Here is a 23,048-nt window from a genome sequence, read left to right as displayed (position 1 = left end):
CCACCGCCGTGCAGCGACGGTTTTTACGCCCGGGGACGCTACTTGCCGAGGCGGCCGCGGCCGAGGCGCAGCAGCAGCATGGCGAGGTTCTTTCCCTCTTCGCCGAGCACGCTGTAGCGCTCGATGACCTTCATCTCGCGGCTGTGCACCAGGCGGGTGCCCCCGGAGGCCATCCGTGCCTTGCCGATCATCTGCGATACCTCGGTGCGGCGCTGGACGGCCTCGAGGATCGCCGCATCGAGACGGTCGATCTCCTCGCGCAGTTCGTCGATCTCAGGCACTTGGGCGGTTTCCATCGTCGTCATGTCGTTCTCCGGATTCTCGTTGTGGGATCGGCCCGCTCCGGTGCGTTTCGGGCCTCACACACGAGACGAGCCCCGGATCGCAAAGCGGACCGCGGGGCTCTGGGAAGCAGCTAGACCACGGGCACCGCTGGCCGGTACCCGTAGAAAAATCGGCGACAAGCCCCTCGGGCGAGGTGCGTATGGCCGAGCTGCGCGGTGAGCACCCGAACAGTCTGCCACCACCTGGCTCGCCTGCGCAAAGAGTGTCGCCGCCCGGCGGTAAGTTGGGGACCGATATGACTTCGCTTTTCTCCGACACCGGCACCGACGAGCTTCTGGACGGGCTCAACCCGCAGCAGCGGCAGGCAGTGCTGCATGAGGGCACGCCCCTGTTGATCGTGGCCGGTGCCGGCTCCGGTAAGACGGCGGTGCTGACTCGGCGCATCGCCCACCTGCTGGCCGCCCGCGACGTCGGTGTCGGTCAGGTGCTGGCCATCACGTTCACCAACAAGGCGGCCGCGGAGATGCGGGAGCGGGTGGTCGCACTGGTCGGCCCGCGGGCCCGCAACATGTGGGTGTCGACGTTCCACTCGACCTGCGTGCGGATCCTGCGCAACCAGGCCTCGCTGCTGCCCGGCCTGAACTCGAACTTTTCGATCTACGACGCCGACGACTCGCGCCGTCTGTTGTTGATGATCGGCAAGGACATGGGCCTGGACACCAAGAAGTACTCGCCCCGGCTGCTGTCCAACGGCATCTCCAATCTGAAGAACGAGCTGATCGGACCTGAGCAGGCCGCCGCGGAGGCCTCCGAGGCCGCCGACGATCTCGCCCGGATCATCGCCGAGGTGTACGCGGAGTACCAACGCCGGCTGCGGGCGGCCAACGCGCTGGACTTCGACGACCTGATCGGCGAGACCGTCGCTGTGCTGCAGGCGTTTCCCCAGATCGCGCAGTACTACCGGCGCCGCTTCCGGCACATTCTGGTCGACGAGTACCAGGACACCAACCATGCGCAGTACGTGCTCGTCAGGGAACTCGTCGGAACCGAAACGGTCGACGGGGTCGCACCTGCCGAGTTGTGCGTGGTGGGCGACGCCGACCAGTCCATTTATGCGTTCCGCGGCGCCACGATCCGCAACATCGAGGACTTCGAGCGCGACTTCCCGAACGCCACGACGATTCTGCTGGAACAGAACTACCGCTCCACCCAGACGATCCTGAACGCGGCGAACTCGGTGATCGCCCGCAACACGGGGCGGCGCGAGAAGCGGCTGTGGACCGATGCCGGCGAAGGCGACCTCATCGTCGGCTACGTCGCCGACAACGAGCACGACGAGGCCCGCTTCGTCGCGCAGGAGATCGACGCGCTGGCCGACTCGGTGCCGGGATTCTCGTACAACGACGTCGCGGTGTTCTACCGCACCAACAACTCCTCACGGGCCATCGAGGAGGTCTTCATCCGGGCCGGCATCCCGTACAAGGTGGTCGGGGGAGTGCGCTTCTACGAGCGCAAGGAGATCCGCGACATCGTCGCCTATCTGCGGGTGCTCGACAACCCCGGCGACTCGGTGAGCATGCGGCGCATCCTCAACACTCCGCGCCGCGGCATCGGGGACCGAGCCGAGGCCTGTGTGGCGGTGTACGCCGAGACCACCGGCGCCAACTTCAACGACGCGCTCGCGGCCGCCGCCGAAGGCAAGGTGCCGATGCTCAACACCCGGTCGGAGAAGGCGATCAAGGGTTTCGTCGACCTGCTCGACGAACTGCGCGGCGGACTCGACGGCGAACTCGGCGATCTTGTCGAGACCGTGCTCGACCGCACCGGCTACCGCGCCGAACTGGAGGCCTCCAGTGATCCACAGGACCTGGCCCGGCTGGACAACCTGAACGAGTTGGTCAGCGTCGCACACGAATTCAGCACCGACCTGGCCAACGCCAGGGCGTTGGCCGGCGAGGACGGGGACGAGCAGCAGGACGAGGACGTCCCCGACACCGGTGTGCTGGCCGCATTCCTGGAGCGGGTGTCGCTGGTCGCCGACGCCGACGACATCCCCGAGCACGGTTCCGGCGTCGTCACGATGATGACGCTGCACACCGCCAAGGGGCTGGAATTCCCCGTCGTGTTCGTCACCGGCTGGGAGGACGGCATGTTCCCGCACATGCGTGCGCTCGGGGATCCGGCCGAACTCTCCGAGGAGCGCCGGCTTGCCTACGTCGGCATCACCCGCGCCCGGCAACGTCTGTACCTGAGCCGTGCCAAGGTGCGGTCGTCCTGGGGGCAGCCGATGCTGAATCCGGAGTCCCGGTTTCTGCGCGAGATCCCGAAGGAGCTCATCGACTGGCGCCGCACCGAGGCGCCGGCGTCGTCGTTCTCCGCGCCGGTCGGCAACGCGGGCCGGTACGGCACACCGCGTCCGTCACCGACGCGGTCGGCGGCCGGCAAGCGGCCGCTGATCGTGCTCGAGCCGGGGGACCGCGTCACCCACGACAAGTACGGGCTGGGCCGGGTCGAGGAGGTCTCGGGCGCCGGGGAGTCGGCGATGTCGCTGATCGACTTCGGCAGCGCCGGCCGCGTCAAGCTGATGCACAACCACGCGCCGGTCAGCAAGCTCTAACCCGTGCGGCTCCACCGTGCGGTGGCCGGCAGCGCCGCCAGCGCGATCGATGCCAGCGGCAGCACCGGCATCGCGTAGACCAGCGGGGGCAGCTTCGCGCCCGCGACGAACAGGCTGGCGAAGATCAGGATCGCGATGACGGCGCCTACCACGATCAGCAGGCGGGCGTTGGGGCGGCGCAACAGCAGCGCAATGACACCGCTGATGGACGCCGCGGCCGTCACCGCGGCCAGGAACCCCATCGCGACACAGAACAGCGGGTCGGTGGACCACCAGCCGGCGATCAGGTCGGTCGCGATCACCCCGGTGGCCCAGCCGGACACGATCGTCGTCCCCGCGGCGGCGATGGCGGCGCGGGATTCGGCCCGGGTCGGACGAGTGGCTCCCACCGCGACGGGTTTGGCCCGCGGGACGTACTGGGTAACTGGGTCGGAGACGGACGCGACGGGCAGCTCGCCGGTGGGATGGCGGCGCAGGATGCCGGTAGGAGGCTCAGTGGAGGACTGCGAGGCAGACGGAAAGGGCTGGGAGCCCGTCAGCGGTGCGCGCCGCAGGATCCGGGTCTCTTCGGTGGAATCAGAGGACTCGTCGGCCACTCAGCCAACGTAGCCGCCGGGGGACAGCCCCCGCTTGGCCAGCCAGCCGACAGGGTCGACGCGGGTACCGCCGATGTGCACCTCGAAGTGGCAGTGCGGACCGGTGGAGTTGCCGGTGTTGCCCATCTTGGCGATCTGGTCGCCGGCCATGACCCGCTCGCCGACGTTGACCAGAAGCGAGCTGTTGTGCCCGTACAACGTCACGGTGCCGTCGGCGTGACGCAGTTTCACCACGTTGCCGTAGCCGCCTTCGGACCCGGCGGCGATCACGACGCCGTCGGCGGCGGCCAGGATCGGCGTGCCGATGGCGTTGGCGATGTCGATGCCGGCGTGCAGGACGCCCCACCGGTAGCCGAAGCCCGAGGTCCACACTCCGGTGGTCGGCATGACGAACTGGGGCTTGGTCAGCCGGGCTTCGCGCTCGGCGCGCTCCTGCGCGAACGCGGCGGCTTTGGTGATCTCCTCGGCGTGCACGGCAGAGTTGGCGGCCGGGGCGACCGTCACGATCTGCATGCCGTCCACCGAGCCGGTGATCGTGCTGCCGTCGCCCAGCGCGATCTGATCCGCGGCAAGTACCGTCTCGGCCGGCGCCTTGGAGGTCTGGTTGGTCATCGTGTACGCGCCGGCCGCGGTGGCGCCGACAGCCATCGCCGCGACGACCAGACGGCCCCGGACGGGTACCTCGGCCTTGCGGTGCTGGCCGGTGCGGCCGCGCATATCGATGATGTCCGTCTTTGCTGTGCCGTCGGTGACGTCGGTGTGACTATCGCGGTAGGCCCGCGCGGACGGCCGGCGCTCGGCCTGCGGGGCGGCGCGGAACTCGTCCGGCACGGCCAGGCGCAGCGGCGTCTCGTCGTCGGTGTCGTTGAGGTCGTCGAGCTCCGGAGCGTGGATCACCTGCGTGTCGCGGTCAAAAGCCGCGTGCGACAAGAACTCTAGATTCAAGTGATCGGTGAGTTCGCCGAATTCATTGAACGGGATGATGTCGGTGACTTCGGTGGGACCAGGCGCCGCGAGGGCCTCGGAAGAGCGAGGCGGACGATGCTGAGGCAACCTGAAAAATCCTTGTCGTCGTGACCAGACCGTTATCTAGACCAATGGACGTTAACCAAATTCCAATCAGAGTGGCAACCCGTGCGTCTATTCCGCCGCTATTTGTGATTTGAATCACTTTGGTGATGCCGGTGAGATCGACCACATGAGCGGTGGGCGGTGACAATGAGTGGCACGCGGGTCGATACAGTTCCCCCGAGCCCGTCGGGCCGTACTTCTAGCCGCTCACAGACAGGGAAGTTCTAAGAGTCCATGGACCTCTTCGAGTATCAGGCGAAAGAGCTGTTCGCCAAGCACAACGTTCCCACCACTCCCGGCCGGGTGACCGAATCCGCCGAGGACGCCAAAGCGATCGCCGAGGAAATCGGCAAACCCGTGATGGTCAAGGCGCAGGTCAAGGTCGGTGGCCGGGGTAAGGCCGGTGGCGTGAAGTACGCCGCCACCCCCGACGATGCCTTCACCCATGCCCAGAACATCCTGGGACTGGACATCAAGGGCCACGTGGTCAAGAAGCTGCTGGTCGCCGAGGCCAGCGACATCGCCGAGGAGTACTACATCTCCTTCCTGCTCGACCGCGCCAACCGCACCTACCTGGCCATGTGCTCGGTGGAGGGCGGCATGGAGATCGAAGAGGTCGCCGCCACCAAGCCCGAGCGGCTTGCCAAGGTTCCCGTCGACGCGGTCAAGGGTGTCGACGAGGCGTTCGCCCGCGAGATCGCCGAGAAGGGCCATCTGCCCGCCGAGGTGCTCGACGCCGCCGCGGTCACCATCGCCAAGCTGTGGGAGGTCTTCGTCGCCGAGGACGCCACGCTGGTCGAGGTGAACCCGCTCGTGCGCACGCCCGACGACCAGATCCTCGCGCTGGACGGCAAGGTCACGCTCGACGCCAACGCCGACTTCCGCCACCCCGAGCACGCCGAGTTCGAGGACAAGGAGTCCACCGACCCGCTGGAGCTCAAGGCCAAGGAGAACGACCTCAACTACGTCAAGCTCGACGGCGCGGTCGGCATCATCGGCAACGGCGCGGGTCTGGTGATGTCGACGCTGGACGTCGTCGCCTACGCCGGCGAGAAGCACGGTGGTGTGAAGCCGGCCAACTTCCTCGACATCGGCGGCGGTGCGTCGGCCGAGGTGATGGCCGCCGGGCTCGATGTGATCCTGAACGACTCTCAGGTCAAGAGCGTGTTCGTCAACGTGTTCGGCGGCATCACCGCCTGCGACGCGGTGGCCAACGGCATCGTCAAGGCGCTGCAGATGCTCGGCGACGAGGCCAACAAGCCGCTCGTGGTGCGTCTCGACGGCAACAACGTCGAAGAGGGCCGTCGCATCCTCTCCGAGGCCAACCACCCGCTGGTCATCCAGGCCGACACCATGGACTCCGGCGCCGACAAGGCCGCCGAGCTGGCGAACAAGTAAGGGACATACGAGATGTCGATCTTTTTGAACAAGGACAGCAAGGTCATCGTCCAGGGCATCACCGGCGGTGAGGGAACCAAACACACCAAGCTGATGCTCAAGGCAGGCACTCAGATCGTCGGCGGTGTCAACGCGCGCAAGGCCGGCACGACGGTCACGCACCAGGATAAAGACGGTAACGACGTCGAACTCCCGGTGTTCGCCTCGGTCGCCGAGGCGATGAAGGAGACCGGCGCCGACACCTCGATCGCGTTCGTGCCGCCGGCGTTCTCCAAGGACGCGATCATCGAGGCCATCGACGCCGAGATCCCGCTGCTGGTGGTCATCACCGAGGGAATCCCGGTGCAGGACACCGCCTATGCGTGGGCCTATAACGTCGACAAGGGCCAGAAGACCCGCATCATCGGCCCCAACTGCCCGGGCATCATCACTCCCGGCGAGTCGCTGGTCGGCATCACGCCGAACAACATCACCGGCAAGGGCCCGATCGGTCTGGTGTCGAAGTCGGGCACGCTGACCTACCAGATGATGTACGAGCTTCGCGATCTCGGCTTCTCCACCGCGATCGGCATCGGCGGAGACCCGGTGATCGGCACCACCCACATCGACGCGATCGAGGCGTTCGAGAAAGACCCCGAGACCAAGATCATCGTGATGATCGGCGAGATCGGTGGTGACGCCGAGGAACGGGCGGCCGACTACATCAAGGCCAACGTCACCAAGCCGGTCGTCGGCTACGTCGCGGGCTTCACCGCTCCGGAGGGCAAGACCATGGGCCACGCCGGCGCCATCGTGTCGGGCTCGTCGGGCACCGCGGCCGCCAAGAAGGAGGCCCTGGAGGCAGCCGGGGTGAAGGTCGGCAAGACCCCGTCGGAGACCGCCAAGCTGGCCCGCGAGCTCCTCGAAAGCCTCTGAGCTCCAGATCTTTTCGAGCAGCACACGCTCGCCGCGTTTCTAGCGCTCCCGGTACTGCAGGTAGCTGCGCAGCAGCGGATCTGCGAGGTCGTACCAGGAGGTGCGGCGGTCACCGTCGGCCTTGGACGAGGTCACCCAGCCCGCGGCGGCCAGCCGTCCCAATGCCGCGGACGCCGATTGATTCGACACCCCCACGCGGTGGGCGAGGTCGGAGACCGATCGCGGTGCCGAGCCCCGGGCCAGTTCGACGACCAGCCGTTGTTCGCCCGGCGGTAACTGCCACAGTTGCTGCTGGAACTGCGGCGCCAGCCGATCGAGCACCGCGTCCACTGCCGGGGTCAGCGCTGTGAGCTCGGATTCGCCCGTGGATTCGGCGAGCAGGTGCCACAGACGGGGAGTGCCGCCGATGATCCGGTGCACGTCTTGCACCCGGGCCCGGCCGGCGGCGGAGTCGAGGTAGGCCGCCAAGCCGGCATCCCCCCGTCGCCGTGCCGCGCGGCGCAACAACTCGGTCGCTTCTTCGGTCGTGAGTGCGGTCAGCGTCTCGATCATGAACGACCCGTACCACGGGAACTCGCGCGACGAGACGCCCGGGAACAGCGCGGGGGTGGTCGCCAGAACCAGTACGGCCGTGGATGTTTCGACCCAGGCCCGCAGGCTTCCCTGCCCGGGCGCGCCGATCGCGTCGAACACGCGATCGGCGTTCTCGATCGCCAGCAGGATCATCCGGTCCGCGGCCGAGCGGATGATCGCGGCCTCGATGCCCACCGGGTCCCGGGCGTTCCTGAGCGCCCTGGCCTCCTCGCCGACCTCGGGCCCGACTGCGCGCGCCATCTCCACCAGCAGGTCGAGATAGGAGCCGATTGCCAGCGAGTCCTCCGAAACCTCCAGGGGCAGAATGCGTTCGGCGGTTTCGGGATCCGAGATCGCGCGGTTGACGGCCACCCGCAAGGTGTGTGTCTTGCCGGCGCCGCGGGGTGCGACCAGCAGCGTGTGCGGTCGGGAGCCGTCGCGTGCCGCAGCCGTGATGCGGTTCGTCAGGGTGTCGAGCAGGTCGGTCCGGCCCACCGTCGACGCTTCGAGTTCGGCGGCGTCGGCGGCCGACGGCGTGAACAACGGCGGATAGCTCACCGCCGCATCGCTTTCCACGCCCGCTGTAGCAATGGGGAGGAGAACGCGTCGGCGTCACCGGAGCGGACCAGGTAGTGGTCGAGGGTGAGCCGCTCGATGACGGACACCAGCTGTGCCCGGTCGGTGATCGGGTTGCCCTCGCTGCGCAGGAGCATCAGCACGGTGTCGACGCCCAGCGGGCCACCGGCGTGGGCGTAGATGTCGAGCAGCCCGGCGATCGCCGGCGCGTCGGCGCCGTAGTAGTGCGGCAAGCGGTCTCGGTAATGCCGCAGATCCCAGGGGTCGTAGGGGCTCTCGACGGCGTCGAGCACCAGAAGATCGACCAGTTCCGGATACGGCGCCACGCCGGTGTCGAGCCAGGATTTCCGGGCGGCGGCCACCAGGTGCTGGATGTAGTAGGGCACATTCTCGGCGGCCGCGGCGATCGCCGCGGCGACCTCGCGCCGGTCGGTGGTCGGCACGCCGCTGCCCAGCAGCAGGCACTCGGCCAGATACGTGGCGTGATCGGAACGGATGGGCCCCACCGCGATCTTCGGGATGTCGTTGACCGTGCTCGGCGCGTCGGCCGAGACGTGGTGGAAGCCGATCGAGCCCGAGAGCACCGTCGCGACCCTGCCGGGATGGTCCTGACGCACCCGGCGAAGCAGGTGCAGGAAGGTATCCCCGGAGCCGGCGGCGGCGCGCTCCAGGTTGCGTGCCAACACGCTGACCTCGTCGATGAACAGCGCCAGGATGCGTCCGTCGGCCCGCCGGATGGCACGGTCGAGCAGATCGTCGAGAGTGGCCGCGGCGCGGCTGTCGCGTTCCAGCCGGACGGGTCCCGCGGTCAGCGTGAGCCGGATCCGGGCGAGTTCCTGGGCCCACGCCGGGTCCAGGCGGGCCAGCTCGGAGATCAGCGCGGCGACGAACTCGGCGTAGGTCTCGCGTTCGGCGCTGACGGACACGACGACGGCGCCGGTGTCGGCGGCCCTTCGCTGCACGAGCCGGGCCAGCGAGGTCTTGCCGTGCCTGCGGTCACCGACCAGCACGGCACCGGAGTTCGGGAGCGTGGACAGGACCTCGGTGGATTCGCGAACCCGGCCCACCACGTCCTCGACGGGCACCACCCCGCCGACGACCAGCGACATCGGACGCGGGTCCCAGTTCATGACCGAACTATACGTCAATAAAGACGTACATCACGATAGTCGTACGTCGGACACAGCGTATGTGGAACTTCTGCAACATGTTCTATTAGCCTCCCGAAGTAACTGAGAGGACGGGCGCATGGCAGTGGATCCACGGACGCCGGTGATCGTAGGCGTCGGGCAGTTCACCGAACGGGTCGACGACCCGGACTACCGCGGCATGTCGGCCGTCGAGCTGGCGGCCGCCGCGGTGCGGGCCGCCCTCGCCGACACCGGCGCCGACCCCGCCGACGTGGCCGCCGCCGTGGACACGGTGTTCGGGCTGCGCCAGTTCGAGATCTCGGGCCCGATGCCCGCGACGCTCGGCAAGTCCGACAACTACCCGCGTTCGGTGATGAACCGGGTGGGAGGCGCCCCGGCCCGCGTTGTGCTCGAACCCGTCGGCGGGCAGGGGCCGCAGAAACTGGTCACCGAGGCCGGCAACCTGATCGTCGCCGGTGACGCGGACGTCGTGATGATCATGGGCTCCGAACCCGGGTCGACGGCCAAGTACTTCGCGAACCGGGACGACAAGCCGGATTTCACCGAGCACGTCGACGGGCAGCTGGAAGACCGCGGACACCAGATCTTCACCTATGTCGACGAATACACCATCCGGCACGGCCTGACCGGCGCTCCCGTGCAGTACGGGCTGTTGGACAACGCGCGGCGCGCCCGGCTCGGGCTCGGCGTCGACGAGTACCGGCGCCAGATGGCCGAACTCTTCGCGCCGATGTCCAAAGTCGCTGCCAAGAACCCGTTCTCGTCGTCTCCGGTGGAACGCTCGGTGGACGAGATCGCGACAGTGACCGACGAGAACCGGATGATCTGCGATCCGTACCCGCGGTTGCTCGTCGCCCGCGACACCGTCAACCAGGGCGCTGCCGCGGTGCTGATGTCGATCGAGGCCGCGCGCAGGCTCAATGTGCCCGAAGAGAAGTGGGTGTACCAGCACGGCCACTCGGATCTGGTCGAGCAGCCGCTGCTGGACCGGGCGGACCTCGGCGCCAGCCCGGCGGCGGTGCACGCCGCACACGAAGCCCTGCGAGTGGCCGGCGTCGGTGTGCGCGACATCAGCACCTTCGACCTCTACAGCTGTTTCCCGTTCCCGGTGTTCGTGATCTGCGAGGCGCTCGGCCTGTCGGGCGACGACCCCCGGGGCCTGACCCTGACCGGGGGGCTGCCGTATTTCGGGGGCCCGGGCAACAGCTACTCGCTGCACGGCATCGCCGAGACGGTGATCCAGATGCGGGACCACCCGGGCCGATTCGGCTTCGTCGGCGCCAACGGCGGCATCATGAGCAAGTACTCCGTCGGGGTCTATTCGACCGAGCCGGTCGGCTGGCGCACGTCACGCAGCGCGGAACTGACCGCCGAAGTCGCCGCACGGCCCACCGTCGCGGTGACCAAGACCCCCGAGGGAACGGGCACGATCGAGACCTATTCGGTGCATCACGACTGGCCGGTGCGCACCGGAATCATCGTCGGGCGCCTCGACGACGGATCCCGATTCTTGGCCACCACCGAGGACGTCGAACTCGTGTCGCTGATGACCGGCGGGGACCCGCTGGGCGCGTCGGTCCGCGTCACGCCGACGGAGAACGGCAACCGCGCGGTACCGGGGTAGCGCCGCGACCGGTGGACTCAGGTCAGGGCGCCGAGCTTCCCGGCCAGCCGCTCGACGTAGGCGGCGACGTCGGCCTCGGACCGGTCGGGCAGCCCGAACAGCACCTCGGTGACGCCGAGTTCACGCCAGTGCGCCAGCTTCTCGGGGTCCGGCTTGAAATCGAGCGCGACGATCTGCGGGGCGCCGTCACGCCCGGCGGCCGCCCAGGTGTCCTGCAGCAGCTTGACGGGCTCGTCGATGTCGAAGTCGCGCGGCGTGGTGATCCAGCCGTCGGCGGACTTCGCGATCCACTTGAAGTTCTTCTCGGTGCCGGCGGCGCCGACGAGAACCGGGATATGTGATTGCACGGGCTTGGGCCACGCCCAGGACGGTCCGAACTTGACGAACTCGCCGTCGTACTCGGCTTCCTCCTGGGTCCACAGCGCCCGCATGGCTTCCAGATATTCGCGCAGCATGGTGCGCCGGCGGGCCGGCGGCACGTTGTGGTCGGTCAGCTCGTCGGTGTTCCAGCCGAAACCGACGCCCAGGCAGACCCGCCCGCCCGAGAGGTGATCGAGCGTGGCGATGGATTTGGCCAGTGTGATGGGGTCGTGCTCGACGGGCAGTGCCACCGCCGTGGACAGCCGGACCCGCGAGGTGACCGCGGCGGCGGTGCCCAGAGAGACCCATGGGTCGAGGGTGCGCATGTAGCGGTCGTCGGGCAGGGATTCATCGCCGGTGGTGGGGTGGGCGGCCTGCCGCTTGATCGGGATGTGGGTGTGTTCGGGGACGTAGAACGTCTCGAAGCCGTGTTCGTCGGCGAGCTTGGCGGCGGCCGCCGGTGTGATTCCGCGGTCCGAGGTGAACAGCACCAACCCGTAGTTCATGCCGAGAATTAGAACGTGTTCCAATCTGGCGGCGCAAGGGGGGTCGGGTTGAGGTGGTTTCGGTTCACCGCGATCCATACCGATGACCGTGCCGCCCTGCGGCGGTTGCATGGCTTCCCATGACGACCGAACGCATCGCCGACCACGTCAAGTTCGCGTACTGGGTGCCCAACGTCAGCGGTGGCCTGGTCACCAGTGACATCGAGCAGCGCACCGACTGGAACTACGACTACAACCGGAAACTTGCCCGCAGCGCGGAGAACAACGGCTTCGAATACGCGCTGTCGCAGGTGCGGTACGAAGCCAGCTACGGCGCCGAGTACCAGCACGAGTCGACCAGCTTCAGTCTTGCGCTCCTGCTTGCCACCGAACGGCTCAAGGTCATCGCGGCCGTGCACCCAGGGTTGTGGCAGCCGGCCGTGCTGGCCAAGCTCGGGGCCACCGCCGATCAGCTCTCCGGTGGCCGCTTCGCCGTCAACGTCGTCAGCGGCTGGTTCAAAGACGAGTTCACCCACCTGGGCGAACCGTGGCTGGAACACGACGAGCGCTACCGACGCAGCGCGGAGTTCCTGCAGGTCCTGCGCAAGATCTGGACCGAGGATGACGTGGATTTCCGCGGCGACTTCTACCGCATCCACGATTTCACCTTGAAACCCAAACCCGCCAACACCCCCGAGCGACCCAATCCGGAGCTGTTCCAAGGCGGCAACTCGACCGCCGCCCGCCGCAACGGCGGCTACTACGCCGACTGGTACTTCTCCAACGGCAAGGACTTCGACGGGGTCACCGAGCAGTTGGTGGAGGTGCGCGACCACGCCCGCAGTGCCGCTCCAGCGGGCCGTGAGGTCAGCTTCGGGCTCAACGGCTTCATCATCGCCAGAGACACCGAGAAAGAGGCCCGGGAGACCCTCAAGGAGATCATCGCCAAGGCGAACAAGCCGGCGGTCGAGGGTTTCCGCGGTGCGGTGCAGCAGGCCGGCAACTCGACCAGCGACAAAAAGGGGATGTGGGCCGACTCCACCTTCGAGGACCTGGTGCAGTACAACGACGGTTTCCGCACCCGGCTGATCGGCACGCCGGAGCAGATCGCCGAACGCATCGCGGCGTACCGCAAGCGTGGCGTCGACCTGATCCTGGGCGGCTTCCTGCACTTTCAGGAGGAGATCGAGTACTTCGGGGCGCGGGTTCTGCCGCTGGTGCGCGAGATCGAGAACGCCGAGCAGGCGTCGGCTGATTCGCCCGTGCTGGCGCCCGCGTAGCACGGGCCCGGGGCGAGGGTGCGGGCCGGTGACGAAGTGACAGGCCCACCCCGCGGTGCGCTAGCGTGGTTTATCGAATCGCTCAGGCGGATTGATCGACGTCGACTGTCGCCCTGATGGCGGCACCGTCGGTTCCGACGCCCGCACAGCACAGGAGAGGTCATGTCGTACCCACAAGGCGCGCCCGGAGGTCCTGGATTTCCCGGTCAGCAGCCCACCACGCAGTTCACGGCGCCGACTCAGCAGTTCGGTCGGATTCCTGACGCCGAACCGGCCGCCGACGGTCCGAGCCGGCTGCCCTTCTCTCTCAGCGCCGCCGTCGCGGTCCTCGGCCTGCTGGTGTACCTGTCCAGCTTCGGCCCCCAATTCACTGTCGCGTCGTCGGACTTCCCCGATTTCCGTCCGCTGACCGCCAGCTCCTTCGGCGTGTTCTTCGCAGTCATCGCCGCGGTGGTGGCGGGCCTGCTCGCCGGGGTCGGTCTGCTGCCCCGGCAGCGCAACTTCGTCGCCGTCGCCGCGGTTGCCGCCGTGCTGGGCTTCCTGCTCGTGTTGGCCGAGGTCATCAACAAGCCCTCCGAGGCCTCGATCGGCTGGGGCCTGTACCTGGCCGTTGCGTTCACCCTGCTGCAGGCGGCCACCGCGGTCGTCGTGCTGCTGTTCGATTCCGGCATCATCACTCCGCCGGCGCCGCGGCCGAAGTATGAGCAGCCGCAGTCCTACGGGCAGTACGGCTACTACGGCCAGCAGGGGCCGCACACGGGCCAGGGGCAGCACCAGCAGCTCCCGCAGCACCAGCGTCCCGGCTACCCGTCGCAGTACGGCGGCAGCGGCTACCCGGGCACCGGCGGCTTCCCGGCCGCATCCCCGTCCGGGCAGTCCGCCCCGTCGGGACCGCCGACCCCGCCCACGGGTTTCCCCACCTACGGTCAGCCGCCGGCGAGCGACACGCCGACCACCCATGTGCCCACGCAACACCAGCCGCCGTCATCCTCGCAGTCGGGTCAGTCGTCGTCGTAGTCTGAGCCGCGCGTGCGCGAACGTCGCGCGCCCGAGCGCCTGCGAGGAGCGGCCCAACCTGTGAGCACCCGGCCAGTCGGCACACGCCAGGCGCGTGACCTGCTGCGGGTCGCGTTCGGACCCTCTCTCGTCGCGTTGCTGGTGATCGCTGCGGTGGTGCTGCTGCAGCTGGTGATCGCCAACAGCGACATGACAGGCACTCTCGGCGCCATCGCCAGCATGTGGCTGGGTGTGCACCAGGTCCCTGTATCGATCGGCGGCAGCGCCCTCGGGGTGATGCCGCTGCTGCCGGTCCTGGTGATGATCTACGGCACCGCGCGCACCACCGCTGCGGCGGCGGGCACATCGTGGTTCGTCACCCGCTGGGTGGTGGCGTCGGCGCTGGGCGGTCCCGTGCTGATCGCCGCGATCTGCCTGGCGGTGATCCATGACGCCGCCTCGGTGCTCACCGAACTGCAGACCCCGGACGCGCTGCACGCCTTCGGGTCGGTGTTCGCGGTGCACGCGATCGGTGCGGTGCTCGGCGTCGGCTCGCGGGTCGGCGGCCCGTTGCTGGCCTCGACTCCGCTGCCGAAGTGGCTTCCGGAATCCCTGCGGGCGGCTGCGGCCGGTGTGCTCACCTTGATGGGGTTGTCCGGTGCGATCGTCGCCGGATCGCTGATCGTGCACTGGTCGACCATGCACGACCTGTTCTCCATCACGGACTCGATGTTCGGGCAGCTCAGCCTGATGGTGCTGTCGGTGCTGTACCTGCCCAATGTGATGGTCGGCGCCTCCGCGGTGGCGGTGGGGTCCAGTGCCCACGTCGGATTGGCGACGTTCAGTTCATTCACCGTGTTCGGCGGGGATATCCCGGCGCTGCCGGTGCTGGCGGCGGTGCCGACGCCGCCGCTCGGTCCGGTGTGGGTGGCGCTGATGATCACTGCGGCCGTCTCCGGGGTGGCGCTCGGCCAGCAGTGCGCGCGCCGCCCGCTGCCGCTGGGGCCGGCGCTCCTGAAGGTCGTCGTCGCCGCCGCAGCCGCGGCCGCGGTGATGGCGCTGCTCGCCGAGGCCGGCGGGGGCCCGCTGGGCAACTTCGGCGACATCGGGGTCGACCAGACCACGTTCGGCCCCGCGGTGTTCCTGTGGATGCTCGGGATCGGTGCGCTGACCGTCGTGATGTCGGGCGGGGTCACTCCGCGGGTCCGCACTCCGAAGCCGGTGGACGTATCCACCGTCGATGAGCCGGACGACGTGGACGACGGGGCGCAAACGACTTCTGGCCTGGAAGAGGACGCGCAACCGCAGACCGACGAGATCGTCGTCGACGCCGGGCCCGCCGATGCCGCGGCCGAGCCGGCCGGACCGGTCGGGGGTCTGCCGCTTGAAGAGTTCGACCCGGAGGAGCACTTCGTCGTAGACGAAAGAGATAACCGGGGCGTCGTAGACGAAAGAGATGGCCGGGGCGTCGTAGACCGCGACGGTCACGACACCGACAGCGGCGGCGAACGCGAACGCCGCGACCACTAGGCTTTCAGCGTGCAACTGGAGGCCGGCCGACGCGAAGAGCAGTCGTGCCTGCGCGTACCCCCGAGCGCGCCGGACGCGCGGCTTGTCGTGCTGGCTTCGGGCACCGGTTCGCTGCTGGCATCTCTGCTGAACTCGGCTGTCGGTGACTACCCGGCCCGGGTGGTGGCGGTCGGCACTGATCGGGCGTGTGCCGCGCTGGACATCGCGGCCGGAGCGGCGGTACCGACGTTCACCGTGCCGCTGAGCGAGTACGCCGACCGTGCCGCGTGGGACGCCGCGCTGACCGCCGCAACCGCCGCCCACCGGCCCGACATGGTGGTGTCGGCCGGGTTCATGAAAATCCTTGGCCCGAGGTTTCTTTCATCATTTCCGGGGCGGGTGCTCAACACCCACCCGGCGCTGCTTCCGGCGTTTCCCGGCGCCCACGCAGTGCGCGATGCGCTGGCCTACGGGGTGCGGGTCACCGGGTGCACGGTTCATCTCGTGGATGAGGGCACCGACACCGGACCCATCGTCGCCCAGCGGGCGGTGCAGGTCCTCGACGGCGACGACGAGTCGACCCTGCACGAGCGGATCAAGGTGATCGAACGACAACTTCTGGTGGATGTGGTGGCGGCGGTGGCAACCCGCGGCGTGACCCGGACAGGACGAAAGGCGACCCTAGGATGAGCGACAACGACGACGAGGTGTTCCGGCGGCCGATCCGCCGCGCGCTGATCAGTGTCTACGACAAGACCGGCCTCGTTCCGCTCGCCCAGGGACTGCATGCGGCGGGTGTCGAGATCGTGTCGACCGGGTCGACCGCGAAAACCATTGCCGGCGCCGGTGTTCCGGTGACCCCGGTCGAGGACGTCACCGGCTTCCCCGAGGTGCTGGACGGGCGCGTGAAGACTCTGCACCCACACGTGCACGCCGGGCTGCTCGCCGATCAGCGCAAACCCGAACATGTTTCGGCGCTCGAAGCGCTCGGTGTGGCGGCCTTCGAACTCGTGGTGGTGAACCTTTATCCGTTCACCCAGACCGTCGCCTCCGGGGCCGGTGTCGACGAGTGCGTGGAACAGATCGACATCGGTGGTCCGTCGATGGTGCGGGCGGCGGCCAAGAATCATCCGAGTGTCGCCGTGGTGGTCGAGCCGCTCGGGTACGACGGTGTACTGGCCGCGGTGCGGGCCGGCGGATTCACCTATGCGGAGCGGAAGAAGCTGGCGGCGTTGGCGTTCCGGCACACCGCGGAGTACGACGTCGCGGTCGCGTCCTGGATGGAGTCGGTGCTGGCTCCTGAGCACGACGCTGCGTCGACCGAGCTGCCGCCCTGGGTCGGTTTGACGTTCCACCGGTCTGCGGTGCTGCGGTACGGCGAGAATCCGCATCAGCAGGCGGCGCTGTATCGCGACGACAGCGGCTGGCCGGGCCTGGCCCAGGCCGAGCAGCTGCACGGCAAGGAGATGTCCTACAACAACTACACCGACGCCGATGCCGCGTGGCGCGCCGCATTCGACCACGAGGACATCTGCGTGGCGATCATCAAGCACGCCAACCCCTGTGGCATCGCGGTCTCGTCGGTGTCGGTGGCCGATGCGCACCGCAAGGCCCATGACTGTGACCCGCTGTCGGCCTTCGGTGGGGTCATCGCGGCCAACACCGAGGTCACCGTCGAGATGGCCGAGACGGTCGCCGGGATCTTCACCGAGGTGATCATCGCTCCGGCCTACGAGCCGGGCGCCGTCGAGGTGCTGTCGGGCAAGAAGAACATCCGGGTGCTGCTCGCCTCCGAACCGCAGCCGGGCGGCACCGAGTTCCGCCAGGTCAGCGGCGGGCTGCTGGTGCAGCAGCGCGACGCTCTGGATGCCAGCGGTGACGACCCGAACAATTGGACGCTGGCCACCGGATCGCCGGCCGATCCCGCCACACTGGCTGATCTTGTGTTCGCCTGGCGCGCCTGCCGCGCGGTCAAGTCGAACGCGATCGTGCTGGCCAAGGACGGCGCGACGGTCGGTGTGGGGATGGGGCAGGTCAACCGGGTGGACGCGGCCAGGCTCGCGGTCGAGCGCGCCGGCGACCGCACCCGCGGCGCGGTCGGTGCCTCCGACGCCTTCTTCCCATTCCCCGATGGGCTCGAGACGCTGATCAAGGCGGGGGTGAAGGCCGTGGTGCATCCCGGCGGGTCGGTGCGTGACGATGAGGTGACCGCAGCTGCCGAGGCGGCCGGCATCACGCTCTATCTCACCGGGGCAAGGCATTTCGCGCACTAGGGGGTGATCGGGTGAAGATCTCACCCTTGCTGCGGCGCCGCGTGTTCGCGGCCACCGTCATGACGGTGGCGGCGCTGGTGTCGTCGTGTACAAGAGTGGTCGACGACGCGCGGGCGGTGGCCGTGGAACCCGGCACACCGTTCGGCTCGTACGCGTCGGTCGATCTGTGCACTCCCGTGGACGGCAAGCTCGCCGACGTCCCGCCGCCGCGCGGTCCGGCGTCCGACACCGAACCGGTGCTTCGTATTCCGCAGCCCGACGGCTGGAAGCGGATCACCGCGCTGGACTCGCCGATGATCCGGTTCGTCATGCGCAACGACGGGCTCGCGGCCGGCGGGATCGCGCCGACCGCGGTGGTGACCCTGGAGTCGCACCGCGGTGAGATCGCCCCGGAGGAGTTCTTCGCCGATCAACGCCGCCAGGTGTCCCAGCTGGGCGTCACCGATCTGACGCTGACCGACACCACGTTGTGCGGATTGCCCGCCGTGCGCGGGCACTACCTGTCGCCTCTGCTGCCCGGTCTGAAGCCACGCCGGGCCGACCTGCTCAGCGCCGTGATGGTCAGTGAAGGCCGGACATACGGTGTGGCGATCACGGTGCAGAGCGCCGACGAGCAGGACCCGGATTACCGGCGGGACGCCGACCGGATCCTCGGCGGGTTCCAGATGCTGCCTCCCGGCAGCCGCTGATCACCCTCTCCGACAAGCGTTCTGGCGGATCAGGGCAGTCCTGCGAGCAGTTGCCCGCGGACGGTCTGCAGGTGATGACGCATCGCCTCGCGGCTTCTGGTGGCGTCACGGTCGAAGATCGCCTCGGCGATCTCGCGGTGCTCACGCTGGCACACGGCGTAGTTCTGCGGGGTGTACGGGCGGGTGTCCAGCGCGCTGCCGGCCAATCGTCGCCTGCCGGACTCGACCATGTCGTTGAGTGCGGCCACCACGGAGTTGTGCGTGGCCAAGGCCAGCGCGCGGTGAAAAGCGATGTCCCACTCCGCGAATTCAACGGGTGTGCGTGCGGCCTCGCCTTGTTCCAGGCACCTTCGGATCTCGGCGAAGTCCTCGGCGGTGGCGGCCACCGCCACCAGCGTCATCAGGTTGGGTTCCCACGCGGCGCGGGCGTCGATCAAATCCAGTGGGCTGATCCTCACCGGCGTCGCCACAGCTGCGGGGGAGCCGGCGCCGTCGCGGGTCAGGAAGGTGCCGCGTCCGACTTCGCGGGTGACCCGCCCTTGGGTCTCCAGCACGTCGAGTTGCCGGCGCACGTCGTGGCGACTGCACCCGAGCAGGCCCGCCAGCGCACGCTCGGTCGGCACGCGGCCGCCGGGCTTGAGCGCGCCGGCCAGGATCTTACCGTCCAGGTATTGCGCGACCGAGGTGGCTTCCGGTCCGGGGGCGGTCATTGCCCGGTCACCACCGACCGCACGAAGCGAAGGTGATCGGTCATCGCGGTGGCCGCCCGGCGCCGGTCCCGCTGTATCAGCGCCTCGACGATCTCCTGATGTTCGCGTTCGATGGTGGCTCGGTTCTCGGGGGTGTAGCCGTCACGCTTGAGCCGGCCCCATACCGGGTTGTTGCGTGTCGAGTTCAGCACGTCGACCATCGCCACGATCTGCGGATTATGAGTGGACACCGCGAACGCGTGGTGCAGGGTGATGTCCCACTGTTCGAAGGATTCGTAGTCGGTGGCCGCTTCTCCCCGGGCAAGGCAGCGACGCAGTTCGGCGAAATCTTCCTCGGTGGCGGCCAACGCCGCCACCGACACCACCTCGGGCTCGAACAGCAAGGACGCAGTCATGATCGCCGCCGGCGCAAACGACCCGCCGGCACCCGAAGTGCCGGACGGCGCAGCCTCGTCGCCGTCGGCGACGAGGAACGTTCCGCGGCCGACCTCGCGCACCACCCGGCCCTCCCGTTCGAGCTGGGCCATCACGCGGCGCACCTGAGCTCGGGTGCAACCGAGTTGGTCCGCGAGGTGGCGCTCGGCCGGCAACCGGCCGTTGCGGGGGAGATGTGCGGTAGCGACCCACTCGTCGATGAGCCGTCGGATGTCACGATCGACCACCGGCATGGCTCCGCCGCTCATCAGTCCCCCTTTCGTGTGCCGAGTGCGTTCACTGTAACCAATGCGACCGTATTGGGCGGCACTAGTGAGTAAGCCAACATAACTCGACCAATGTATGAGAATTGGTTCTAGTAACGCATGCGTAAACTCTGAACGCACAGACCCATTCGTGAATTGACTTAAGGCGGGTGCCGAGGTGTTCACCATGTCCGACCGCTTGGCGCTGTGCGCGCTGGTCGGCGCGGTGCCTCCCACGATGGTCGACGACGCGGTGCTGGCCGCCGGCGTGGGGGCCCAGCGGGTGCGGACCCTGCCGCCCTGGGTGACGACCTACCACGTGCTCGGCTCGGCGATGAGTCCGCGCGCGACCTACGACGACGTCACCGACCTGGTGTGGACGACGCTGCCGGCGGCCACCGGACGCGGCCTCTCGCGGCAGCGCCCGACCCGCGGCGCGATCACCAGGGCCCGGTCGCGCTTGGGTGCCGATCCGCTCGCGGCGCTGCTGTCCCGGATGGCGCCAGCGGCTCCCGAAGTGGAGCCTATTTCGACTGTCTACCTGCATAGATTCCAGGCCGTGGGGGTACCGGGCCTGTGGTGGATCACGTGTCCTGACACCGGCGCGTTGCGAGGCTGCGACGCGCGGGACGACAGTCTGGACACCGCAGTGAGGTTGTTGCGCAGCGCCGGCGTGTCCCACGTGACCGTCGATCTGCCCGTCGGGGTGGGCGCGAGTCTGCAGCAGCAGCTCGGCGCTGACGTCCGGATCGAGACGGGACGCTCAACCGCGGCCGACGGGGCGTGGTGGCTGGGGTTGCGAGCCCGGACCAGCGCGGGTTGGCGCCAGGAGGCGCTGGCGCGCGCCTGCGTGATCGCAGCGTGGGAGCGGGCGTCGAGGATCGCGCAGTCGTTGTCCTGATCCGGTTACTAAATCAACGAGACCCCGCGCTGGCGGTCGAGCAATTTGCGTGATTGTGTTCCCGGCACAGCACAACTCTTCTAGCCTCATTGGGCGAGGAATGGTTGCAGATTGGTTGCCGACTCACGTGGGAGTGACATGAAGAAATCGACGAAGGTCTGGTCCAGCGCAGCGGCCGCGGCCGCCCTGCTCGCAGTGCCCGCATGTTCGGGCGGTGGTAAGGCCGGAACTGGTGACCCACTTGTGGTCGGCATGCTGATGGCGTTCAGCGGTCCCACCGCGGTGGAGGGTGCCGAGGTGGTCAACGGATGCCTGCCTGCGGCTGCCGAGATCAACGAGGCCGGCGGGGTGCTCGGCCGTGACATCGAGTGCGAAGCGTTCGACACCAAGGGCACGGCCAGCGATTCGGTGCCCGCCGCGCGCCAGATGTTGAGCACCACCTCCAACCTGTTCACCGTGCTCGGCCCCAGCACCGCCGAGGCCGCCGCGGCCGCCCCGGTGCTGGAGGAGGCCGGCCAGGTGATGTTCTCCCCGGCCGGCGACGGCCGCTTCGACCGGACCGAGCTCGACTACTACTACCGCCTGATCACCTCGGATTCGGTGGGGGCCCAGGCGATGGCGTTGCACTCGCAGCGGCAGAACTTCGACAAGGTCGCGTTGGTGTTCGTCAGCGGCGCCTCGGCGCAGGCGAACATCCCGCCGCTGGAAGAGGCGCTGGGGGGACTGGGCGTCGGTGTCACCGAGGCCATGACGATCCAGCCCGAGCAGCCCTCCTACCGCACCGAGGTGGCGCGGATCCTGCAGAACCGGCCGGCTGCCATCGTGTTCGAGGCGGACGCGGTCACCGCGGGCACCTTCCTGACCGAACTCAACCAGGCCGGCGGCGGCGACATCCCGATCGTCACGAACACCCTTGCCACCACCGGCGACTGGCAGGAAGCGGCGTTGGGGGCCTACGGCGGGGACGAGGCGCTGGCGGAATCGCTGCAGGTGGTCGTCCGGTATGCCCAGGAAGGGGGTGCGGGCACCGAGACCTTCGTCGAAACCCTGCAGTCGCTGGAGGGCACGGACGGTATCGACATCCCGTCGTTCAAGGACAGCGCGTACGCCCGTGCGGCCTACGACGGTGTGGTGCTCTCGGGTCTGGCCGCCACCAAGACCGACTCGGTGGAGCCCGAGGACTACAACTCGGCCATCCCCGAGATCCTCGCCGCCGGTGACGGCAAGACGGTGGTGACCAACTACGCCGACGGCGTCGAGGCGCTCGGCAAAGGGGAAAACATCCAGTACGTCGGCGCCAACGGTGAATACCGGCTCAACGAGTTCCACAACGTGATCGGTGCCTTCGCGTTCTACGACTGGGATCCGGCCGCCAGGCAACTGCGGCTGGTGAGCCAGCTTCCCGCCGAAGAGCTCGAAGCCCTCGCGAGCGGACAGCGCTGATCTCGTGAATCTGCTTGTCTCTGCGACGGTGTTCGGGATGGTGATCGCCGCGGTGCTCGCCCTGGCCGCGGTCGGTTTCACCTTGCAGTACAGCGTCTCGAACGTCTTCAACCTCGCGTTCAGCGAGACGATGGTGGTCTCGGGGTTCGCCGCGCTGGGGGCCGGCCGGGCCGGACTCCCGATGGCTGCCGCGGCGTTGATCGGTGTCGCAGCGGGCGTGGTGATCTCGTTGCTGCTGAATCGCTTTGTGTACCAACCGTTCGCGCGGCGTGGTGTGTCGGTGTTCCAGATGCTGGTGATCAGCCTGGCGGTCAGCCTGGTGCTGGCCAACACCCTGCTGGCCATGGTGGGTCCGATGTCGTTCCGGTACGAGGTCACCCCGACGGTGGTGTTCACCATCGCCAGCGCCGCGGTCACCGACCTCCAGTTGATCGTGATCGCCCTCGCGCTGATCGCCATGGTCACCATGCATCTGCTGCTCAAGCGGTCCCGGCTGGGCCTGGCCATGCGCGCCGCGTCGGTCGACGGGGGACTGGCGCAGTCGTGCGGCATCCCCACCCAGCGTGTGGTGGCCACCGCCTGGGCGATCTCCGGCGCGTTGTGCGGTCTGGCCGGGGTGGCGTTGTTCGTCATCAGCTCGTCGTTCTCGGCCACCTCGGGACGCACGTTCATCGTGTTGGTGATCGCCGCCGCGGTGCTGGGCGGAATCGGTGACGCCTACGGCGCCATGTTCGGTGCGCTCGTCCTCGGCCTGGCAACGGAACTCACCGCGGTGTGGCTGGATCCGAGCTTCAAGATCGCCATCGCGCTGGTGGTCCTGATCGGCGTGCTGATGGCACGACCGCAGGGCATCCGTGCGGAGTTCTCGGCGGGAAGGGCTTTGCAGGTATGACGTCCCAGCAAGGAGTGGACGTGC

At 68.3% G+C, this 23,048-nt stretch carries 21 protein-coding genes; 13 read left to right on the top strand and 8 right to left on the bottom strand.

Annotated elements, in window-relative coordinates:
* Nucleotides 1–38: 38 nt before the first annotated feature.
* Entirely contained in the window at nt 39–305 is a 267-nt protein-coding gene (locus ACXMYJ_RS05840) for a chorismate mutase (RefSeq protein WP_260755166.1), read from the bottom strand.
* A gap of 275 nt (nt 306–580) precedes the next feature.
* Here ACXMYJ_RS05840 and pcrA point away from each other — a divergent pair, with 275 nt between their 5' ends.
* Entirely contained in the window at nt 581–2,902 is a 2,322-nt protein-coding gene (gene pcrA / locus ACXMYJ_RS05835; RefSeq protein ID WP_460354628.1) for a DNA helicase PcrA, read from the top strand.
* Here pcrA and ACXMYJ_RS05830 read toward each other — a convergent pair.
* Nucleotides 2,899–3,498 carry a hypothetical protein gene (locus tag ACXMYJ_RS05830; protein WP_460354625.1) on the bottom strand — a complete coding sequence of 200 codons (600 nt, stop codon included), beginning with the start codon at nt 3,496–3,498 and terminating at the stop codon, nt 2,899–2,901. The genes pcrA and ACXMYJ_RS05830 overlap by 4 nt on opposite strands.
* A complete protein-coding gene (locus tag ACXMYJ_RS05825; protein WP_443186885.1) occupies nt 3,499–4,551 on the bottom strand; it encodes a M23 family metallopeptidase in 1,053 nt (350 codons plus the stop codon).
* Between the two features lie 252 nt (nt 4,552–4,803).
* Between ACXMYJ_RS05825 and sucC the strand changes: the two genes are divergently transcribed.
* Both sucC and sucD read left to right on the top strand, forming a co-directional pair.
* Nucleotides 4,804–5,967 carry an ADP-forming succinate--CoA ligase subunit beta gene (gene sucC / locus ACXMYJ_RS05820; RefSeq protein WP_260755162.1) on the top strand — a complete coding sequence of 388 codons (1,164 nt, stop codon included), beginning with the start codon at nt 4,804–4,806 and terminating at the stop codon, nt 5,965–5,967.
* 12 nt (nt 5,968–5,979) lie between these two features.
* Nucleotides 5,980–6,882 (top strand): succinate--CoA ligase subunit alpha, encoded by a 903-nt coding sequence (sucD, locus tag ACXMYJ_RS05815; protein ID WP_260755161.1) that lies wholly within the window; start codon nt 5,980–5,982, stop codon nt 6,880–6,882.
* Nucleotides 6,883–6,921: 39 nt separating this feature from the next.
* Here the strand turns inward: sucD and ACXMYJ_RS05810 are convergent, their stop codons facing one another.
* Entirely contained in the window at nt 6,922–8,013 is a 1,092-nt protein-coding gene (locus ACXMYJ_RS05810; protein WP_460354622.1) for a MarR family transcriptional regulator, read from the bottom strand.
* Nucleotides 8,010–9,140, bottom strand: coding sequence for an ATP-binding protein (locus ACXMYJ_RS05805; protein ID WP_460354795.1), 1,131 nt, complete (start codon nt 9,138–9,140; stop codon nt 8,010–8,012). Before ACXMYJ_RS05805 ends, ACXMYJ_RS05810 begins: the two co-directional genes overlap by 4 nt.
* Nucleotides 9,141–9,279: 139 nt before the next feature.
* Here ACXMYJ_RS05805 and ACXMYJ_RS05800 point away from each other — a divergent pair, with 139 nt between their 5' ends.
* Nucleotides 9,280–10,806: an acetyl-CoA acetyltransferase gene (locus tag ACXMYJ_RS05800; protein ID WP_460354620.1), complete on the top strand. Its 1,527-nt coding sequence runs from the start codon at nt 9,280–9,282 to the stop codon at nt 10,804–10,806.
* A 17-nt stretch (nt 10,807–10,823) separates the two neighbouring features.
* On the opposite strand, the gene ACXMYJ_RS05795 is transcribed toward ACXMYJ_RS05800, so the two are convergent.
* Nucleotides 10,824–11,672, bottom strand: coding sequence for an LLM class F420-dependent oxidoreductase (locus tag ACXMYJ_RS05795; RefSeq protein ID WP_260755158.1), 849 nt, complete (start codon nt 11,670–11,672; stop codon nt 10,824–10,826).
* 119 nt (nt 11,673–11,791) lie between these two features.
* Here ACXMYJ_RS05795 and sfnG point away from each other — a divergent pair, with 119 nt between their 5' ends.
* The 6 genes from sfnG to ACXMYJ_RS05765 all read left to right on the top strand — a co-directional run bounded on the left by sfnG (nt 11,792) and on the right by ACXMYJ_RS05765 (nt 18,398).
* A complete protein-coding gene (sfnG, locus tag ACXMYJ_RS05790) occupies nt 11,792–12,931 on the top strand; it encodes a dimethylsulfone monooxygenase SfnG (protein ID WP_460354617.1) in 1,140 nt (379 codons plus the stop codon).
* Nucleotides 12,932–13,093: 162 nt separating this feature from the next.
* Nucleotides 13,094–13,948: a DUF5336 domain-containing protein gene (locus tag ACXMYJ_RS05785; RefSeq protein ID WP_460354614.1), complete on the top strand. Its 855-nt coding sequence runs from the start codon at nt 13,094–13,096 to the stop codon at nt 13,946–13,948.
* A 60-nt stretch (nt 13,949–14,008) separates the two neighbouring features.
* The gene (locus tag ACXMYJ_RS05780; RefSeq protein WP_460354611.1) at nt 14,009–15,457 is read left to right on the top strand and encodes a cell division protein PerM; all 1,449 of its coding nucleotides are present in this window, start codon (nt 14,009–14,011) and stop codon (nt 15,455–15,457) included.
* Between the two features lie 15 nt (nt 15,458–15,472).
* Nucleotides 15,473–16,126 carry a phosphoribosylglycinamide formyltransferase gene (gene purN, locus ACXMYJ_RS05775; RefSeq protein ID WP_460354792.1) on the top strand — a complete coding sequence of 218 codons (654 nt, stop codon included), beginning with the start codon at nt 15,473–15,475 and terminating at the stop codon, nt 16,124–16,126.
* Nucleotides 16,123–17,709 carry a bifunctional phosphoribosylaminoimidazolecarboxamide formyltransferase/IMP cyclohydrolase gene (purH, locus tag ACXMYJ_RS05770; protein WP_260755154.1) on the top strand — a complete coding sequence of 529 codons (1,587 nt, stop codon included), beginning with the start codon at nt 16,123–16,125 and terminating at the stop codon, nt 17,707–17,709. Before purN ends, purH begins: the two co-directional genes overlap by 4 nt.
* 11 nt (nt 17,710–17,720) lie before the next feature.
* A complete protein-coding gene (locus ACXMYJ_RS05765) occupies nt 17,721–18,398 on the top strand; it encodes a hypothetical protein (protein WP_443186890.1) in 678 nt (225 codons plus the stop codon).
* Between the two features lie 29 nt (nt 18,399–18,427).
* Here the strand turns inward: ACXMYJ_RS05765 and ACXMYJ_RS05760 are convergent, their stop codons facing one another.
* Entirely contained in the window at nt 18,428–19,108 is a 681-nt protein-coding gene (locus ACXMYJ_RS05760) for a FadR/GntR family transcriptional regulator (protein ID WP_460354606.1), read from the bottom strand.
* On the bottom strand, nt 19,105–19,791 hold the full coding sequence (locus ACXMYJ_RS05755; protein WP_460354603.1) for a FadR/GntR family transcriptional regulator: 687 nt from the start codon (nt 19,789–19,791) through the stop codon (nt 19,105–19,107). The genes ACXMYJ_RS05760 and ACXMYJ_RS05755 overlap by 4 nt, the downstream gene beginning before the upstream one ends.
* 184 nt (nt 19,792–19,975) lie before the next feature.
* On the opposite strand from ACXMYJ_RS05755, the gene ACXMYJ_RS05750 reads away from it, so the two are divergent.
* The 3 genes from ACXMYJ_RS05750 to ACXMYJ_RS05740 all read left to right on the top strand — a co-directional run bounded on the left by ACXMYJ_RS05750 (nt 19,976) and on the right by ACXMYJ_RS05740 (nt 23,024).
* Entirely contained in the window at nt 19,976–20,689 is a 714-nt protein-coding gene (locus tag ACXMYJ_RS05750; RefSeq protein WP_460354600.1) for a transposase domain-containing protein, read from the top strand.
* Nucleotides 20,690–20,827: 138 nt separating this feature from the next.
* A complete protein-coding gene (locus tag ACXMYJ_RS05745) occupies nt 20,828–22,132 on the top strand; it encodes an ABC transporter substrate-binding protein (RefSeq protein WP_460354598.1) in 1,305 nt (434 codons plus the stop codon).
* 4 nt (nt 22,133–22,136) lie between these two features.
* Nucleotides 22,137–23,024, top strand: coding sequence for a branched-chain amino acid ABC transporter permease (locus ACXMYJ_RS05740; RefSeq protein WP_260755148.1), 888 nt, complete (start codon nt 22,137–22,139; stop codon nt 23,022–23,024).
* The last annotated feature ends 24 nt before the right edge of the window (nt 23,025–23,048 follow it).

This window comes from Mycobacterium sp. ZZG, from assembly GCF_054786995.1.
Note: the sequence above shows the minus strand (reverse complement) of the source record. Positions and strands in the feature narration are given on the sequence as shown.

Bases quoted from the DNA above. Each gene is read 5' to 3' on its own strand.
- ACXMYJ_RS05840 (WP_260755166.1), bottom strand. From the start codon at position 305: ATGACGACGATGGAAACCGCCCAAGTGCCTGAGATCGACGAACTGCGC.
- pcrA (WP_460354628.1), top strand. From the start codon at position 581: ATGACTTCGCTTTTCTCCGACACCGGCACCGACGAGCTTCTGGACGGG.
- sucC (WP_260755162.1), top strand. From the start codon at position 4,804: ATGGACCTCTTCGAGTATCAGGCGAAAGAGCTGTTCGCCAAGCACAAC.
- sucD (WP_260755161.1), top strand. From the start codon at position 5,980: ATGTCGATCTTTTTGAACAAGGACAGCAAGGTCATCGTCCAGGGCATC.
- ACXMYJ_RS05805 (WP_460354795.1), bottom strand. From the start codon at position 9,140: ATGTCGCTGGTCGTCGGCGGGGTGGTGCCCGTCGAGGACGTGGTGGGC.
- ACXMYJ_RS05800 (WP_460354620.1), top strand. From the start codon at position 9,280: ATGGCAGTGGATCCACGGACGCCGGTGATCGTAGGCGTCGGGCAGTTC.
- ACXMYJ_RS05795 (WP_260755158.1), bottom strand. From the start codon at position 11,672: ATGAACTACGGGTTGGTGCTGTTCACCTCGGACCGCGGAATCACACCG.
- sfnG (WP_460354617.1), top strand. From the start codon at position 11,792: ATGACGACCGAACGCATCGCCGACCACGTCAAGTTCGCGTACTGGGTG.
- ACXMYJ_RS05785 (WP_460354614.1), top strand. From the start codon at position 13,094: ATGTCGTACCCACAAGGCGCGCCCGGAGGTCCTGGATTTCCCGGTCAG.
- purH (WP_260755154.1), top strand. From the start codon at position 16,123: ATGAGCGACAACGACGACGAGGTGTTCCGGCGGCCGATCCGCCGCGCG.
- ACXMYJ_RS05760 (WP_460354606.1), bottom strand. From the start codon at position 19,108: ATGACCGCCCCCGGACCGGAAGCCACCTCGGTCGCGCAATACCTGGAC.
- ACXMYJ_RS05755 (WP_460354603.1), bottom strand. From the start codon at position 19,791: ATGAGCGGCGGAGCCATGCCGGTGGTCGATCGTGACATCCGACGGCTC.
- ACXMYJ_RS05750 (WP_460354600.1), top strand. From the start codon at position 19,976: ATGTCCGACCGCTTGGCGCTGTGCGCGCTGGTCGGCGCGGTGCCTCCC.
- ACXMYJ_RS05745 (WP_460354598.1), top strand. From the start codon at position 20,828: ATGAAGAAATCGACGAAGGTCTGGTCCAGCGCAGCGGCCGCGGCCGCC.